Below are 14,992 nucleotides of genomic sequence, written 5' to 3' on the forward strand. Positions count from 1 at the left end.
TTGAAAATTTAAAATTCTGACTAGAATCTAAAGATTATATAAAGTTCTTCTGTCAATGCCAATACTGAACATGAATTCGCCATCAGATTTCCTGTTTACGAATAATAATAATATTTCTACCGTAGAGAAAAACACCCAAGGCATGCCCAATAAACAAGACAGGGTCTTTTCGCAGAATGGCGTATATTAATATCAAAACAGAACCAAATAAGCTCATAGCCCAAAAACCCATAGGCAAGGATGATTTTTTTCTTATTTCAGAATACAGCCATTGATAAACGAACCGCAATGTAAAAACCACTTGCCCTAAAATACCAAACCATAAAAGCCAAAAGGGGATCTCTAAATTATTAAAAAGCAATTCCCTATCGTAAACTTGATTATTATATCCAAAAAACAAAATCAAAAGTGGGAAACCACAAAGAAACCATCGAAATAATTTAGGGAACAATCGCCAACTATCCTGTAATTGCATATTTCTTATATAAATAAAATAGGTAAATATCTGACCAAACATAATTGCAAAATCATTACGCAAATAGCCATATATAAAAAGTAAAAAAGAAGCCAGCAAGCTCAATTGCCAAAACAATACAGGTGTCAATACTTTCTTTTTTTTTTCGGAAGCAATCCATTGTAAAATCGAACGGCTTGAAAACAAAAATTGTGCACAAAAACCAATGCTATATATAAGCCAATGACTCATCCTCTACTTGAAACTTGGTAGTTGATATACCTTTTTTTCATCCATAAATATGCGAAGCAATCTGCTAAGGGGCCAATAATTCGATTCCAAAGTCCAAATTTTGTTTCTCCTGAGATTCTTGGAAAGTGCCTAACAGGAATTTGTTTCACTTTTCCATTTTGCAAGAGCACCATAGCAGGTAAAAAACGATGCAGTCCTTTAAACATAGGGATGCGCTTTGCATACACTGAGTTTATAATTTTGAGCGGACAGCCAGTATCGTCTATACCATCATGAGTAAATCCAAGTCGAATACCATTCGCTATCTTAGAGGATATTTTCTTTATAACGCTATCCTTTCTATCAATTCTTACACCAGTGACTAAATCATAGTCATCAATAAATGGGAGCAAGAGATTAAAGTCCATCGGGCTTGTTTGTAAATCCGCATCTATATAAGCTATATGAGAACTTTCAGCAAAATCAAAACCAGCTTTAATTGCCGCACTTAAGCCATAATTTTTATCGAAATCAATATAGTTGAAGCTTGAGTTATCATTGCATAATTGCTTAACGATTTTCAAACTATCATCGGTGGAACCATCATTTACAAAAATCACAGTCGATTTAATTTCTGATTGATCGATAAACTTCTGTAATTCTTTACTGAGACGAAGGAGGTTGCCCATTTCGTTATAGACGGGTACTACAATGGTCATTGAGTGTCTCATAAAATTTCATGATGATTTACACAATGTTAAGATAAGTAATTGATTCTAATGAAAACTAAAAGTGTAGCGAAATTTATACATACTTTTTTAAGAAGTCTTTTGGAACTTTCCATCAATTCCAACCGATGAGTGACCTATAAGTATTCGTTATATTTTTAATGAGATTGTGTTTCAGTTCTTATGAAATTAATACAATTGAATTATTAAGAGAAGATTATTATAAATCATTTCGTCAACGGCCATTTAGCTCCTAAAAATGTAGACTATCAACCTGTTATAGCGCAAGTGTGTAGATTTCATATCAGTTTGATCGAGATAATTCTTGCGACAAATTATAATTAAGCACTAGTCAAAGCCACAAAAAAAGCAATAAAACTGAACATCGAAATAAGATTACATTTATCTTTATAGTATCATACTCCAAATACGATTGATCAATTAACAGCGAAATTCCGATACCTATCAGGAAAATTTTACCTGAAGCCCTATTTTAAGACTTGACTTTAAAAACTATCAAAATGATTCAAATTCAAGATAGACATCCCGCTGATATCGCAGAACATCTTGCTTTGTTAAACCGAAAGGAAAGAGATATGGCGTTCTTAATGCTTAAAGATAAAAGAACTGAAGTCTTTAGTTATTTGGACGATTCGTTAAAACATGAAATTGTAAAAAGCCTTGGCGACAAGGAGCTTGAAGAGCTCATTAACAATATGAATCCTGACGATAGGACGGCTCTTTTTGAAAATTTTCCGGATGAACTTATCAGGCATTTAATAAATCTTTTATCGGATTCAGAAAAAGATATTGCCCTAAATTTAATAGGTTATAAAAAAGATAGTATCGCCCGATTAATGACGCCCAATTATGTACAGACGAAGCCCAATTGGACCGTGGCGAAAGTTTTAGACCACATTAAAAAATTCGGAAGAAAAGCCGAAACGCTCAATTTTGTATATGTCGTTGATGAAGACAACCATCTGATCGATGATTTAAGGATTGGTCAATTGCTAATGGCAGAGCCAGATACGCAAATTTCCACACTTATGGACAAGAGATTTATTGCTATCCATACCAATATTAACATTGAAGATGCCTTCAATATATTTGATAAATATGACCGCTCTGCTTTGCCCGTCATCACGAGTAATGATATTTTAGTAGGCATTGTTACTTTTGACGACATCTTAGACAAAATGAAAGATCGGGATACCAAGGACATTCACAAATTTGGAGGTGTTGAGGGCTTGGATCTATCCTACACTAAAACCCCGATGCTGGAAATGGTAAAGAAAAGAGCGGGTTGGCTGGTGATTTTGTTTTTAGGAGAAATGCTCACCGCATCGGCAATGGCCCATTTTGATGGAGAAATAGAAAAAGCGGTCGTTTTAGCTTTGTTTGTACCGCTCATTATTTCAAGTGGCGGTAATTCTGGTTCCCAAGCGGCCTCATTGATTATTAGAGCCATGGCCTTGAGAGAATTACAACTCAAAGACTGGTGGTATGTGATGAAAAAAGAAATATTTTCGGGATTACTGCTGGGTACTATTCTTGGAGTCATTGGTTTTATACGGATCCTAATTTGGCAAAAAACAGGCATTTATGACTACGGGCGTTATTGGATACCAGTGGCATTGAGTGTTTCTACTTCATTGGTTTTTATTGTGCTTTGGGGAACGCTTTCAGGATCTTTAATTCCGTTCGTTTTAAGGAAAACCGGTTTAGATCCGGCAACCGCATCAGCGCCTTTTGTAGCAACCTTAGTAGACGTTACCGGATTGGTAATTTATTTTTCAATTGCAGCCATGTTTCTTTCTGGGAAATTGCTTTGAGAAGAACTATTGCAAACACACATATAAACTAAGGTTCACACAAGCCAAACAATCAAAAACTCAGAACCTATTTAAAATCTTTGCTTGATAAAACTCGTTATCAAACACAACTTTATTGATAAAAATAAAAGCCTGGTGCAAATCTTCAGGAGGAAGATTAAAATGTCAGGTTTCCTGTTCAAATAGCTGTGAAATAAAAAACTACCATTTAGCGGTTCCAATTTTTCAACAATAGCCTTTAGAGCCATATGCCACTAAATAACCGTTTACATTGCTCATGCAAGATGGTGCGCACCGATGGCAAACGGAACAACAGGATTGGCAGTGCCATGATAAAACACACCCGGAACAGTATTAAACGTTGTGATTAAGGACCTGTCTAAAATAGCTCCTGAAACGGAAATAACTCCCGCCAATTGTTGGTGTGCTTTTGATATAATTCTGGTTGATGACGAGATTCTATTCTAGGTTAAATCTAAAATCGTTTCGCACAAGCACTACCAAAAAGTATGAACTTACGGTCATCAAATTTAAATTCCGATTTGTATTTAACCAGATACAACAATCAAGACGGCATCAACCAACCTATTCTCAATTATTTAGCACTTGTAATACCTTTTACGCATCGTATTATGTAAATTTGGGAGAAAAGCTGCTCAGACATGAAAACAAATTCAAGATTGATAAGTAACTACGACTACAAAAAAATGTTTTTGCCCAATGTCTCGCGGCATGATCTTTTTAATTTTTCAAGCCTGCAGAGTTATCGCATTGAAAGATATCTTAAGCACATTGTAATTCCCGTCACGCCCTATCAAACGTCCTTTAATTTTTTGATTTTCGTGACGAAGGGCTGGATAAAACAACAACTGGAAAACTCAGTATTTGAGGTTAAAGCCAACGGCGCAATCAATATAAGACAAGGAAACTACACTGCTACTTTAGAACTTTCCGATGACGTGGAAGGCTATTTTGTGGTTTATGAAAATGAAATTGTTGATAAAATCGTTCTGAACAGCAAGGATCTCAACTTTTTTTATACCACTCCATTTTTGATTGTCAAAGAGAAAACCATAAGTTGGATTACTAGAATTTTTGGATTACTTGAAGAAGAATTGCGGGATATTGAATCCAACCAGACCATCTGTATCTTACTCTTTGAATCCATTTTATTGAAAATTATACGTGCTGAAAATAAAAACTATCAGGCTTTATCTCATATGAGCTCGATTTCTTTTCGTTTTCGTGAGCTCGTTCATAAGCACCACGTAGATCACAAAGAGATTGGATTTTATGCGCAAAAATTAAATCTTTCTGATAATTATCTGAATAAATGCGTGAAGGAAACCACGGGAAAACCGCCAAAACAATGGGTCAATGAAATCAGTATTCTTCATAGTCAGATCCTTTTGCAGGACAGTTCAAAAGAAATAGCACAAGTCGCTTTTGAGCTCAATTATCAGTCAGGCTCCTATTTCTCGAGATTGTTCAAAAAAGTTACTGGATTGACACCTACTGAATACCGTTCGTCAAGATCTTCTTAGACGTTTTTCTGCTCCTTTACTTTTTGCCAAACGGATTTTTCCAAACCACATCAATTGCTAAATAATTGACGTCCACCACATTTGATTTTCCGATGATATTGTGCATATATCCCAAATCGAAGGTGAATGGAATATCCTGCGGCGTGATGGTATAATAAAGTCCCAAACGCGCTTCTTTATATTGGAAATTTGAATAGTTATTTTTTGGATAATTCTCTTTACTGATGGCAAACAAGGCTTCGGCACTTCCAATAATATGATGGATTTTCTGGGTACCAAGATCAAAATTCAATTGGGTTTTTAAACGGGTGCGCAACTGAAAATTCTCATCAGTTTTAGTGAAATCAGGATTATAGAATTTCCGAAACTCTTGTCTAATCGTATTTTTCCATGTGATGTGATCCGTGCCCGTGATATAAGAAAAACGTCCATAAACTCGAAATTCCTGTTCGATTGCCGGGGATAATTTCTCATAGGGCGCAGACGAATCGTAAAGATTGGAACGTCTATAACTCAGCGCATAGGAATATTCCCAGTTTTTATGAAAACGGTTGGAGATTTCCTCATTCAAAACCAAAATGCCCATTTTTGTAAATGGGTTGGTATTATCAGGATCGCTTTTATATCCCAAACCTACATAGGTTGTGGAAACTTTGTGCTCCAGCGAATCTAAGGACTGCTTGATACCAAACGCAAACCAAGCGGCGGTTTTTGCCTTCCCCAATCCCGGAGGACTTAATTGTGCGTATGAATTGGAAAAAGCGGCCATAAAAATGACCGCTAATAGTAATGTTTTGTTTTGAAAACATATTTTTTTCATGAGTTCTAAAATTTAGAATTTATAACTTATTCCTGCCTTTACTGTAAGTGGTGTTCCTGGTGCATAGCATAATTCTGAAATAGCACTAGGCTCATTTCGGATTGGAACTGTTTTCCAAATCAAAGCGTCGGATGTATTTGTTATCAAAACCGTAAATGGAACGGTTATCGGTCTGCTCAATTTCATCGCCATAAACAAGATCATTCAGAAAGAATGTAAAGTTTGAAAAGAGGTTGAAATCATATTTCGAATAGAACAAATTACTTGATATTTCTTCATCATCGTTGCGTATATTTCTGTAGTTAATAGCAAAGTTGGATCGCGACGTACTTCCTCCTTCCGTAGGATCAATGGAACCCCAACGACTAATAAGTCCTTCTTTTACGGCTCTTTCCGGAATTTGTCCAGATGCATTCCACCCCGAGCTAAATGTTGATCCTAGGATAGACAGATACTGTTTGTTATCGATCCACTTACTATATTTTGCCATAATATTTACACGATTGAAATTTTGTTTGATATCAAAAGGTCCATCAGAATAACTGAATTCACTCGCTACATAAAAGTTTTTATCTTCCACATCCCTGTTTAGCAAATTAATCATCGTTACTGCGCGCATCGAATTAAAAGAACCGCCTTCCAACTTCACAAGATTATTTTTCAACTTATCAAAAGTGGTAAAGTTGACATAGCCCGAGGTATTGAAATCGCCTTTGTCAGCGTAGTAAGCGCCTTTACCAAAATCGATATCCTTGATGGTTTCTGGGATCAGAAAGTGCAAATCAGCATAACCTTGTCCGTGGGCATGTGACACCATATTCACAGGAATACCATCGGCGGTCACACTAACGTCGGTGCCATGATCATTATCAAAACCACGGAGAAAAATTTGTTCCGCTTTTCCACCACCGGCATGTTGTGCAATAAATAATCCGGGGACCTTTCGTAATAAATCCTGCGCCGTATTTACAGGGTTGTTTTTTAAATCGACATGTAACACCTGTTTTCTAAAATCTTCATTTTGAATTAAAATTTTACTTAAATAAACGGTATCTAAATCTGTCTTTATGGGTTCTTGTTTATTTCTCTCTTGGGAAAACCCTTTTTGACTCATGAACATCAGTATGCTCAATGCTAAGATCCTCATTATCATATTGGTTGGTTTTTTCTATTACTTATTCGTCGATTCACTTTTGTGATTCGTTATCAAAAAATTTCTTTTATCCCTTCTTCTTTTCTCTTCATAATTACTCACAAGCTTTTTTAGCGGAACAATAATCCACATAGATAACACGAATGGAAAGGTCAAAGTAATCCAGCCATGATTCATCATGAAAATATCAAAGTAGGTCGCAATGACAACAGATAAAAGCACGTAAAGTCCATCCCGAGGTTTGATGCCACTACAAGCAATACCACATAAAACGGCATTAAAACTAAACATCCCATCATCGATTAATTTCACGTTATTCTGATGGAAATGCGCTATGGTACCTGCAATTAAAGCGGCAACAAACCCATATAAAGCTGCAGTAGGATTGTTGACAAATACACCTAAAAAAAACAGTGTGCCAGCGACCATTGTGCCTTTAAAAATGACTTCACTATACGCATGCGCTGGGACGACAAGATCCTGCAGTTCAAACATTTCCTCTACTACTTCTATTGTATTATGACCAGCGAGGCTGAGATGATCTATGGCCAAAACAGCAATTACGGTCACTACGACAAAAGGAAATGTGAAAAATGGAAGCTTTCTTCGAATCGAAAACTCCATCAATAAGGTGGATAGTATGGAGCCTAAAATAATACAAATCCAAATAAGCAGGCTAGACTCGAAGACAGATATGAGTCCAACGCCAATTAGCGTTGCATTAAATCCATACAATCCGGCTTTTATATTAGTGTCGTCAAATTTCAAGATTTTAGCCGTCGCCGTTCCGATAATTGTACTCACTAAAGCCACAACTCCCATAAGGACAGAGTCATGTGCTATTGCTATTAGGAACAGTAAGCCCGTCCAGGCACTATCCTGAAGCATAATCTGCCCGATACCCTTAAGTATTGTTTGCACTATTATTTTGATGGTTTCTATTATTTTCATTTTCTTTTAAATTCTATGGCTATGAATTGTATTGAATTACCAGCCTAAAAAGACCATGCCCACACCACACACTAACACCACAGCCCCACTGATAGCTGGCGTATAGCGTTCGAGTTTTTCTGTTTTGAAAAACGAATAGCCATAAACTCCCAAAAGCACCATGCCGAGCATGGTTAATACCGTACTCACCGTAAAGACACTAATCAAGGTCATGATTTCACTTATGGAGCGATTAAGTCCTGAATAAAATAGCAATGGAATAAGCGGTTCGCTTGGTCCCATTACGAATATGGCAAAAAGCACTAGTGGTGTTACTTTGACACGATCTTTGGGCATGACCACTTCGCCATGTTTATGGGTGTAAACAAATACATCATCGCCCATCACATCAAAGTGTTTGTGTGCTTTGTTTTTGTAGGCGGCCCAAAGTCCGTAGATAAGGTAAATGGCGCCAAAGAGCAATAATGCCCAACTTGCGATATTGCCACGGAAGTCTTGAAAAAACGTAATCTTATTTAATTGCCATCCTGCGAACACACCAATAAGTCCTAAAACTACCGAGCTTAAAATATGACCTAAACCGCAAACAATTGTGAGCATGATCGTTTTGGGCATGCTCCATTTGCGCGAACGCGAAAGCACTATAAAGGGCAAATAATGATCAGGTCCAGAAGCCGTGTGAAAAAAACTAATGCTGATAGCCGTGATCGATAATGCTATTAAATTTGAATCCATAGGTTTATTAAATTTTTATTTCTACCTTTTCTTCCCAAAGTACACGTTGCACTTTTTTGAAGAAATCATACATCTGCTCGCCGCCGTTTCCTAAAACCCGGATCACAAATCCTTTTGCCTGAAGCTCACTGATCCCAAAGGAAACACCTTCTAATTCTTCCAATTCTTTATAAAAGTGTTCGATATGATCCAAAACATCTTCGTTTCTGGTATTGAGATAAATAAGCGTGCCTTGATGCGAATACCCTTCCAACAATCCCAAAGATTCCAACGGCATAATTTCTGGTTTGAGCAGGACATTATCCTTTAAAATTAAATGGTCATGATGATAAACCTCAACAAGATTCTGAAAATGAGCATATTTAAAAGCTTCGCCAGAATGCTTGCGCCCACAAGTAATTATTTCACTGATAGTCAGATCGCAATCATCGTCGATATATATTTTGTTATGACTTTTAAACGTCGAATCTTCATGCGGTACTACAGGATGCGGCACATACGAAAAAGAAGTGCCTTTGTGCATTTTGACTGTCATAATCTGCGAAGCGTCATGATCCATATTATACAAACGTTGGTAGGATTGCGACTGCAACTGTAAACGTGCCTTCTTTTTGATATTCACCTGAATATCGTATTTATCCCCACTTAAAATCCCTGGCGACGAACTCATAATCATTAAGTACGACGCGCCATCAGTTTCATACTGACCAACAGGAACAATCCGGAATGGTTGCGTTACATAGGCATCTCTTAAAAAAGACTGTCCATCCCGCTCTTCTACTTCTATTCTTAAGTTGCTTACCATGAAATTAACGGATTAAGTTAGGCTCTTCAACATCTTCCAATAATGCATATTTTTTGATCCATCCAATAACCTCATCAATCCCTTCAGTTCCTCTAAGATTTGAAAATACAAATGGTGCGCCTTTTCTCATTCTTCTGGCGTCCGTTTCCATAACTTCCAAACTTGCACCAACATAGGGCGCTAAGTCAATTTTATTAATCAGCAATAAATCAGATCGTGTGATACCAGGACCACCTTTACGTGGAATCTTCTCACCTTCGGCCACGTCAATTACGAAAATCGTAACATCGGCAAGGTCTGGAGAGAAGGTTGCAGAAAGGTTATCGCCACCACTTTCGATCAGAATAAGTTCAATATCCGGAAAGCGAGATACTAATTCGTCCACCGCTTCCAAATTCATACTGGCGTCTTCACGGATTGCAGTGTGAGGACAGCCTCCAGTTTCAACACCGATGATTTTTTCTTTTGGCAACAAACTGTTTTTCACCATATATTCTGCATCTTCTTTGGTATAGATGTCGTTGGTGATCACACCCATATTGTAATCGTTCAACATTTTTCGGCTCAAACGTTCCAATAAGGCAGTTTTACCTGAACCTACGGGGCCTGCGACCCCAATTTTGATATATTTTCTTGTTTCCATTATTCTATTTGTTTTTTAAGACATGTATAATCTTGAGTAAAGGCGCTCATGCTGCATGCAGCGAATATCAAAGGCGATATTGCACAACCCCACAAGGTCTCTATCAATGGTTAATGTTTCCTTTGCCAATTGACTGATTAGTGGCTGGAGTTCAAAAAGAACGTCTTGCCCGTCCAATTGTCCTAAAGGCACCAACTTTACCGAGTTGGTAATCATCCCGATGGCGGCGTTGTAATAGAAGGCAAATAAGGCTTCGGCCAACGGAATTTGAAGCAGTTGTGCATACATCCCAAAAGCGATACAATAGTGCGCCGTTACTTCTTTGCTGTAGATTGCTTTTTCATATTGAGTAACGATATCAAAAGCTTTTTGGCGTCGGAAGATTTTAATTAATCGAATGCCCAACTTCTGACTAGCCTCTCTTATTTCACGCGGACTTTTTAAAGCACTGCATTCCTGATCAAGTTTAATAATGGTTTCCAAATCGTTAGCAGCGGTTGCTTCATAGGCCAGTTTTAAGAAGGACGCATCATTGTATTTAAGGTTGTACTTTAACATGTTGGTGACAAATACCTTAGTGGACTTCACACTGTGCACGACCTCATCTTGAACGTAAGTCTCTAATCCGTTGGAATGGGAATAACCGCCAATTGGCAAGGTCGGATCGGCCAGATGCAGCAAACTTCCCAAGTATGTGTTTTCTATATTAGTCATTTGAAGATGCGATATTTAAGATTTTTGTAAAAAGTGACCCACCGCCATGTCCATGAGGAGTCACGTTTGATTTCAGCAAATGCAAAAGCTGTACTTCCTTTTTTTCTGGGGAATACCCACTGGCTTCCAACCAGCGAAACATCGGCATTTCAAAAGGCATCATTATCTGATCATTCTGAATAAATAACGGCAGATGTTTGTTTCCGATTTCATAGCAGATGGTTCCCATTTCTAAAAGAGAAGCCGGCGTCATTACGATAGCTTCACAAGGTTTGATGTGAACGACCACCACTTTTTTATCATCCTGATAGAGAATGTCATCTTGATGCAGGCGTTGTCCTTCCTGAATAAACTTTATGGCAATTTCCATCCCTGAATTAGTGCGTTTGCGCTGAATGCGCTTCGTAGTTTCAAACCATTCAATTTCGAGAACATCAACATCAAGGCCTACAATCGGATGTGTTTTTATATTTCCTATGATCTGTTGTATAATCATTGTTTTTTCTTTTTAAAGCGATGTTTTTCGAAGCACCAATACCTGAAGCAGATCTGTCAATAACCACAATACGGCATCGTCATTTAAAAAACAGCTCCGCCCATTGTGTCAATCACACATCTGCTCTCACTATTGGTTTTGTTCTTTTTGGTTGAAGAATCCTAACGCATTAGGACGCTGTCCTGCACTTGTAGCTCTGAAAAAACTGCGCACACAATTACAAGATTTAAATTAAAGTCAAATTGATTTTGTTCTCATCCATAAAACTCTTAAGGAGAAGGTTAGGTCGACCTTCCCCCGATTTCACTACGCCAAATGGTACTGCCGCAGTGAAACTGAAGAATCTCTAGGTCTTAAAACAAAAAGTAAAGTTGTGCTAACGGAAGTACGTCTACCGGTTCGCAGGTGAGCACCTTACCATCAATACTTACTTTATAATTCTCAGGATTTACCATGATTTCTGGTGTCCCATTATTGTGAATCATGTCTTTCTTACCAATATTTCTACAGTTTGAAACTGGAAGAAGTGTTTTCTGCAATCCGTATTCCTCGGCAATATTTTTGTCAATAGAAACCTGAGATACGAAATTGAACACCGATTTTGTCAAGGCTCTACCATAAGTGGCGTACATATTACGCATGATGATAGGTTGTGGCGTAGGAATAGAGGCGTTGGCATCTCCCATTTTGCTGGCGGATATCAAACCACCTTTCATGATGATTTCTGGTTTCACACCAAACAAAGCTGGTTTCCAAATAACCAAATCGGCAATTTTTCCAGCTTCTATTGAGCCAACATAATTTGAAATCCCGTGAGCAATGGCAGGATTGATGGTATATTTAGAAATATAGCGTTTGGCGCGGAAATTGTCGTTTTTGGAATCTTTATCTTCTTCCAAAAACCCTTTTTGCTTCTTCATCTTATCTGCAGTTTGCCAGGTACGAATCACTACTTCGCCAATACGGCCCATGGCCTGAGAGTCAGAACTCATGATGCTGAACACGCCCATATCTTGAAGCACATCTTCGGCAGCAATTGTTTCAGGACGAATACGCGAATCGGCAAAAGAAACATCCTCAGGAATTTCTGGACTCAAGTGATGGCAAACCATCAACATGTCTAAATGCTCATCAATAGTATTACTTGTAAAAGGTCTGGTTGGGTTTGTCGATGCTGGCAATACATTAGGATACATCGCTGCTTTGATGATATCTGGTGCGTGACCACCACCCGCGCCTTCAGTATGGAAGGTATGGATAACACGTCCTGCAATAGCATTCATGGTGTCTTCCAAAAATCCGCTCTCATTAAGGGTATCGGTATGGATAGCCACCTGAACATCATATTTGTCCGCTACTCTTAAAGCCGCATCAATAACCGCCGGAGTGGCACCCCAATCTTCGTGGATTTTTACACCTAAGGCTCCTGCTTCAATTTGCTGAGCAATGGGAGCTTCAATTGAAACGTTTCCTTTTCCAAAGAACCCCACATTTACAGGAAAAGCTTCTGCTGCCTGCAACATTCTTTTAATATTGAATTTACCTGGCGTCACAGTGGTCGCATTTGTACCGTCAGCAGGACCTGTTCCACCACCAATCAAGGTGGTCAAACCACTGTATAAAGCAGTTTCCATTTGCGATGGACTGATAAAATGGATGTGGGTATCAATACCACCGGCAGTCACAATATACCCATGACCGCCATGTACTTCGGTTGCCGCACCAATGATCATATTGGGTGTGATATTATCTGTGATATCAGGATTTCCCGCTCTACCAACGCCGACGATTTTTCCATCCTTGATGCCGATATCCGCTTTCACAATGCCCCAGTGGTCAATAATCGTTGCACCACAGATAACAAAGTCAAGCACGCCTTCATCACGCAATGCTTTTGAAGATTGACACTGGCCATCTCTTACTGTTTTTCCGCCTCCAAATTTTGCTTCGTCACCGTAAGAGCAGAAGTCTTTTTCAATTTCAATAATAAGGTCGGTATCTCCAAGACGTATTTGGTCTCCTACAGTAGGACCAAAAATGCTCGTATAGTTTTTTCTACTTACTTTTAAACTCATGATTTGACATTTTTAAATTTACCTTCTTCTAATCTTTCCATTGCAGTCTCTTTATTTTGTGGCGATAGATCGCCATCAACTAAATTGTTGTGACCAAAAAGACGTTGGCCTCCACCAAACTCTGTTAGCTCCACTTCTTTCACTTCTCCTGGTTCAAATCTTACCGCCGTGCTCGCAATAATATTTAAGCGCATACCAAATGCTTTTTCTCTGTCAAAAGACATCATTCTGTTTACTTCAAAAAAATGATAATGAGATCCTACCTGAATAGGTCTATCACCCGTATTGGTGACTTTTATTTTTATCGTTTTTCGGCCTTCATTACAAATGATGGCCTTGTCTTTAAGGATAATTTCTCCTGGAATCATAATGCTATGTTTTAAGATTATCGCACTGGATTGTGCACCGTTACTAATTTAGTTCCATCAGGAAATGTGGCTTCGATTTGGACATCGTGAATCATTTCTGGAACGCCCTCCATCACATCTTCTCTGCGAAGAAGTGTCGCGCCGTATTGCATCAATTCGGCAACCGTTTTACCATCGCGGGCACGTTCCATCAACTCACTGCTAATAAGCGCAATGGCTTCAGGATAGTTCAATTTTAAGCCGCGGGCTTTTCTCTTTTGAGCCAGTTCACCTGCTTGGTGCAGCATCAACTTCTCAATCTCTCTGGGTGTTAAATGCATAATATTGGATTTTATTTGATTATTAAATGGGTTGAAAATTGCGATAGTAGTATTGTCAAGTCATATTTCCGAAAAGTCAATAGCCACAGAATCCTAGGGATAAAACCCTTAAAATGAAAACTTTGAAAATAAGATAAACGATTCGTTAATATTCAGAAACCAGGAGTCTGTATTCAGAGCTACTTTGCTAAAAAACGTTTAGAAAAAACTTGAATACAATAACTAAGGTGTCATTCTGAATTTAGTACGGTGGCAATCTTAAAGTGATGTTATGATTAAAAAACATCTTAATTAAAATCACGTCAAGCTAAACCAGCACTAAGTGCTGTTACAAAAATTTAGAAATTAATTTGTAAACTATGAAAGAGAATAGTTCGCGACACACTATATATCGGCGGCATATTCCCCTTTAGTAATCCGTCAATTTTCAATTTACAGCGTTCCACAAGATCATTAGAAATTGAGCGCTTGCAAAAAGCAACCGTGGGCGATGGGGATAATTTTATAAAGGAGATATCAGATTGATTATCTTCATTAGTGTTTTCTGATAAAATACAATTAGGGTGGTAAGTGGCTTCAGAAGGATTTTCTATAAGCGCAGCAGTTTCATCATAGTTAATGACCTCACTTTTTACTTGAACTTCGATGCTATTTTTCATCTCAGCTGCATTGCAAACGTTGCCGCCAACAAAGATACCGAGCATGTAGATCGTCATTAATAAAAAAATACTTTTTCGTGCCATTGCAAAGCGTAGGATAAAGCTTATTTGTGATAGTAAAATTACTTTAAACGCATATTATTTGAGTAGCACAAATCTTGACTTTCCTTTCCGATTTTGGAATTAAGTCGTTTTTTAGATATTCTATATTTCTATCCAGAAATCATTTCGTGAATTTTAGTGGCGTCAGGGATTGTAAAGCAATGCTAAATAATATTTAAGAAACTCCTTTTCAAAGTCTATAAGTATCCTTTCGCTCTTGAAAAAGATAAAACCTACGATAGATTGAGATTTTCAGTACTAAAAAATCTATGACCAATGCTTCATCCATTGGTTTACCACAAGCGTCTCGAAAAAACGCTTTATCTTTAGGCGCTTAAAAACTTCCGAATTAATTGCGA

At 37.9% G+C, this 14,992-nt stretch carries 17 protein-coding genes; 2 read left to right on the forward strand and 15 right to left on the reverse strand.

All coding sequences use genetic code 11. From position 1 onward, the window contains the following. Positions 1 to 82: 82 nt before the first annotated feature. Positions 83 to 706 carry a lipid-A-disaccharide synthase N-terminal domain-containing protein gene (locus ACOH2D_RS05675; RefSeq protein ID WP_348036984.1) on the reverse strand — a complete coding sequence of 208 codons (624 nt, stop codon included), beginning with the start codon at positions 704 to 706 and terminating at the stop codon, positions 83 to 85. Next, complete coding sequence (locus ACOH2D_RS05680; RefSeq protein WP_348036986.1) at positions 703 to 1,416, reverse strand: glycosyltransferase; 714 nt, start codon at positions 1,414 to 1,416, stop codon at positions 703 to 705. The genes ACOH2D_RS05675 and ACOH2D_RS05680 overlap by 4 nt, the downstream gene beginning before the upstream one ends. Before the next feature lie 521 nt (positions 1,417 to 1,937). On the opposite strand from ACOH2D_RS05680, the gene mgtE reads away from it, so the two are divergent. After that, positions 1,938 to 3,248 carry a magnesium transporter gene (gene mgtE / locus ACOH2D_RS05685; RefSeq protein WP_449534670.1) on the forward strand — a complete coding sequence of 437 codons (1,311 nt, stop codon included), beginning with the start codon at positions 1,938 to 1,940 and terminating at the stop codon, positions 3,246 to 3,248. 275 nt (positions 3,249 to 3,523) lie between these two features. On the opposite strand, the gene ACOH2D_RS05690 is transcribed toward mgtE, so the two are convergent. Next, entirely contained in the window at positions 3,524 to 3,664 is a 141-nt protein-coding gene (locus ACOH2D_RS05690) for a hypothetical protein (RefSeq protein ID WP_348036988.1), read from the reverse strand. 246 nt (positions 3,665 to 3,910) lie between these two features. Here ACOH2D_RS05690 and ACOH2D_RS05695 point away from each other — a divergent pair, with 246 nt between their 5' ends. Beyond that, positions 3,911 to 4,792: a helix-turn-helix domain-containing protein gene (locus ACOH2D_RS05695; protein WP_348036990.1), complete on the forward strand. Its 882-nt coding sequence runs from the start codon at positions 3,911 to 3,913 to the stop codon at positions 4,790 to 4,792. A gap of 16 nt (positions 4,793 to 4,808) precedes the next feature. Here ACOH2D_RS05695 and ACOH2D_RS05700 read toward each other — a convergent pair whose 3' ends face one another. From ACOH2D_RS05700 to ACOH2D_RS05755, 12 genes are all read right to left on the reverse strand, one after another. Then, entirely contained in the window at positions 4,809 to 5,612 is an 804-nt protein-coding gene (locus ACOH2D_RS05700; RefSeq protein WP_449534652.1) for a DUF2490 domain-containing protein, read from the reverse strand. Positions 5,613 to 5,703: 91 nt separating this feature from the next. Continuing rightward, complete coding sequence (locus ACOH2D_RS05705) at positions 5,704 to 6,759, reverse strand: TonB-dependent receptor plug domain-containing protein (RefSeq protein WP_449534653.1); 1,056 nt, start codon at positions 6,757 to 6,759, stop codon at positions 5,704 to 5,706. 24 nt (positions 6,760 to 6,783) lie between these two features. Continuing rightward, positions 6,784 to 7,716: an urea transporter gene (locus tag ACOH2D_RS05710; protein WP_449534654.1), complete on the reverse strand. Its 933-nt coding sequence runs from the start codon at positions 7,714 to 7,716 to the stop codon at positions 6,784 to 6,786. A gap of 36 nt (positions 7,717 to 7,752) precedes the next feature. Then, complete coding sequence (locus ACOH2D_RS05715) at positions 7,753 to 8,451, reverse strand: hypothetical protein (RefSeq protein ID WP_449534655.1); 699 nt, start codon at positions 8,449 to 8,451, stop codon at positions 7,753 to 7,755. Between the two features lie 7 nt (positions 8,452 to 8,458). After that, on the reverse strand, positions 8,459 to 9,256 hold the full coding sequence (locus ACOH2D_RS05720; protein WP_449534656.1) for an urease accessory protein UreD: 798 nt from the start codon (positions 9,254 to 9,256) through the stop codon (positions 8,459 to 8,461). Positions 9,257 to 9,260: 4 nt separating this feature from the next. Continuing rightward, entirely contained in the window at positions 9,261 to 9,899 is a 639-nt protein-coding gene (gene ureG, locus ACOH2D_RS05725) for an urease accessory protein UreG (RefSeq protein WP_348038828.1), read from the reverse strand. Positions 9,900 to 9,914: 15 nt separating this feature from the next. Continuing rightward, positions 9,915 to 10,604 (reverse strand): urease accessory protein UreF, encoded by a 690-nt coding sequence (locus tag ACOH2D_RS05730; protein WP_348038836.1) that lies wholly within the window; start codon positions 10,602 to 10,604, stop codon positions 9,915 to 9,917. Between the two features lies 1 nt (position 10,605). Further along, positions 10,606 to 11,109 (reverse strand): urease accessory protein UreE, encoded by a 504-nt coding sequence (gene ureE, locus ACOH2D_RS05735; RefSeq protein WP_348038826.1) that lies wholly within the window; start codon positions 11,107 to 11,109, stop codon positions 10,606 to 10,608. 353 nt (positions 11,110 to 11,462) lie between these two features. Continuing rightward, positions 11,463 to 13,184, reverse strand: a complete 1,722-nt coding sequence (gene ureC, locus ACOH2D_RS05740) for an urease subunit alpha (RefSeq protein WP_348038824.1) — start codon at positions 13,182 to 13,184, stop codon at positions 11,463 to 11,465. Next, on the reverse strand, positions 13,181 to 13,552 hold the full coding sequence (ureB, locus tag ACOH2D_RS05745) for an urease subunit beta (RefSeq protein ID WP_348038822.1): 372 nt from the start codon (positions 13,550 to 13,552) through the stop codon (positions 13,181 to 13,183). Before ureB ends, ureC begins: the two co-directional genes overlap by 4 nt. A 17-nt stretch (positions 13,553 to 13,569) precedes the next feature. Next, positions 13,570 to 13,872, reverse strand: coding sequence for an urease subunit gamma (ureA, locus tag ACOH2D_RS05750; protein ID WP_348038820.1), 303 nt, complete (start codon positions 13,870 to 13,872; stop codon positions 13,570 to 13,572). Positions 13,873 to 14,210: 338 nt separating this feature from the next. Further along, on the reverse strand, positions 14,211 to 14,588 hold the full coding sequence (locus ACOH2D_RS05755) for a hypothetical protein (RefSeq protein WP_449534657.1): 378 nt from the start codon (positions 14,586 to 14,588) through the stop codon (positions 14,211 to 14,213). Positions 14,589 to 14,992: the final 404 nt, after the last annotated feature.

The sequence above is a fragment of the Gelidibacter sp. genome (genome assembly GCF_053579655.1).

What these genes read in the sequence shown, in the direction of transcription:
- ACOH2D_RS05675 (WP_348036984.1), bottom strand. Translation starts at nt 706, where the DNA reads ATGAGTCATTGGCTTATATATAGCATTGGTTTTTGTGCACAATTTTTG.
- ACOH2D_RS05680 (WP_348036986.1), bottom strand. Translation starts at nt 1,416, where the DNA reads ATGAGACACTCAATGACCATTGTAGTACCCGTCTATAACGAAATGGGC.
- ACOH2D_RS05695 (WP_348036990.1), top strand. Translation starts at nt 3,911, where the DNA reads ATGAAAACAAATTCAAGATTGATAAGTAACTACGACTACAAAAAAATG.
- ACOH2D_RS05700 (WP_449534652.1), bottom strand. Translation starts at nt 5,612, where the DNA reads ATGAAAAAAATATGTTTTCAAAACAAAACATTACTATTAGCGGTCATT.
- ACOH2D_RS05705 (WP_449534653.1), bottom strand. Translation starts at nt 6,759, where the DNA reads ATGAGGATCTTAGCATTGAGCATACTGATGTTCATGAGTCAAAAAGGG.
- ACOH2D_RS05710 (WP_449534654.1), bottom strand. Translation starts at nt 7,716, where the DNA reads ATGAAAATAATAGAAACCATCAAAATAATAGTGCAAACAATACTTAAG.
- ACOH2D_RS05715 (WP_449534655.1), bottom strand. Translation starts at nt 8,451, where the DNA reads ATGGATTCAAATTTAATAGCATTATCGATCACGGCTATCAGCATTAGT.
- ACOH2D_RS05720 (WP_449534656.1), bottom strand. Translation starts at nt 9,256, where the DNA reads ATGGTAAGCAACTTAAGAATAGAAGTAGAAGAGCGGGATGGACAGTCT.
- ureG (WP_348038828.1), bottom strand. Translation starts at nt 9,899, where the DNA reads ATGGAAACAAGAAAATATATCAAAATTGGGGTCGCAGGCCCCGTAGGT.
- ureE (WP_348038826.1), bottom strand. Translation starts at nt 11,109, where the DNA reads ATGATTATACAACAGATCATAGGAAATATAAAAACACATCCGATTGTA.
- ureC (WP_348038824.1), bottom strand. Translation starts at nt 13,184, where the DNA reads ATGAGTTTAAAAGTAAGTAGAAAAAACTATACGAGCATTTTTGGTCCT.
- ureB (WP_348038822.1), bottom strand. Translation starts at nt 13,552, where the DNA reads ATGATTCCAGGAGAAATTATCCTTAAAGACAAGGCCATCATTTGTAAT.
- ureA (WP_348038820.1), bottom strand. Translation starts at nt 13,872, where the DNA reads ATGCATTTAACACCCAGAGAGATTGAGAAGTTGATGCTGCACCAAGCA.
- ACOH2D_RS05755 (WP_449534657.1), bottom strand. Translation starts at nt 14,588, where the DNA reads ATGACGATCTACATGCTCGGTATCTTTGTTGGCGGCAACGTTTGCAAT.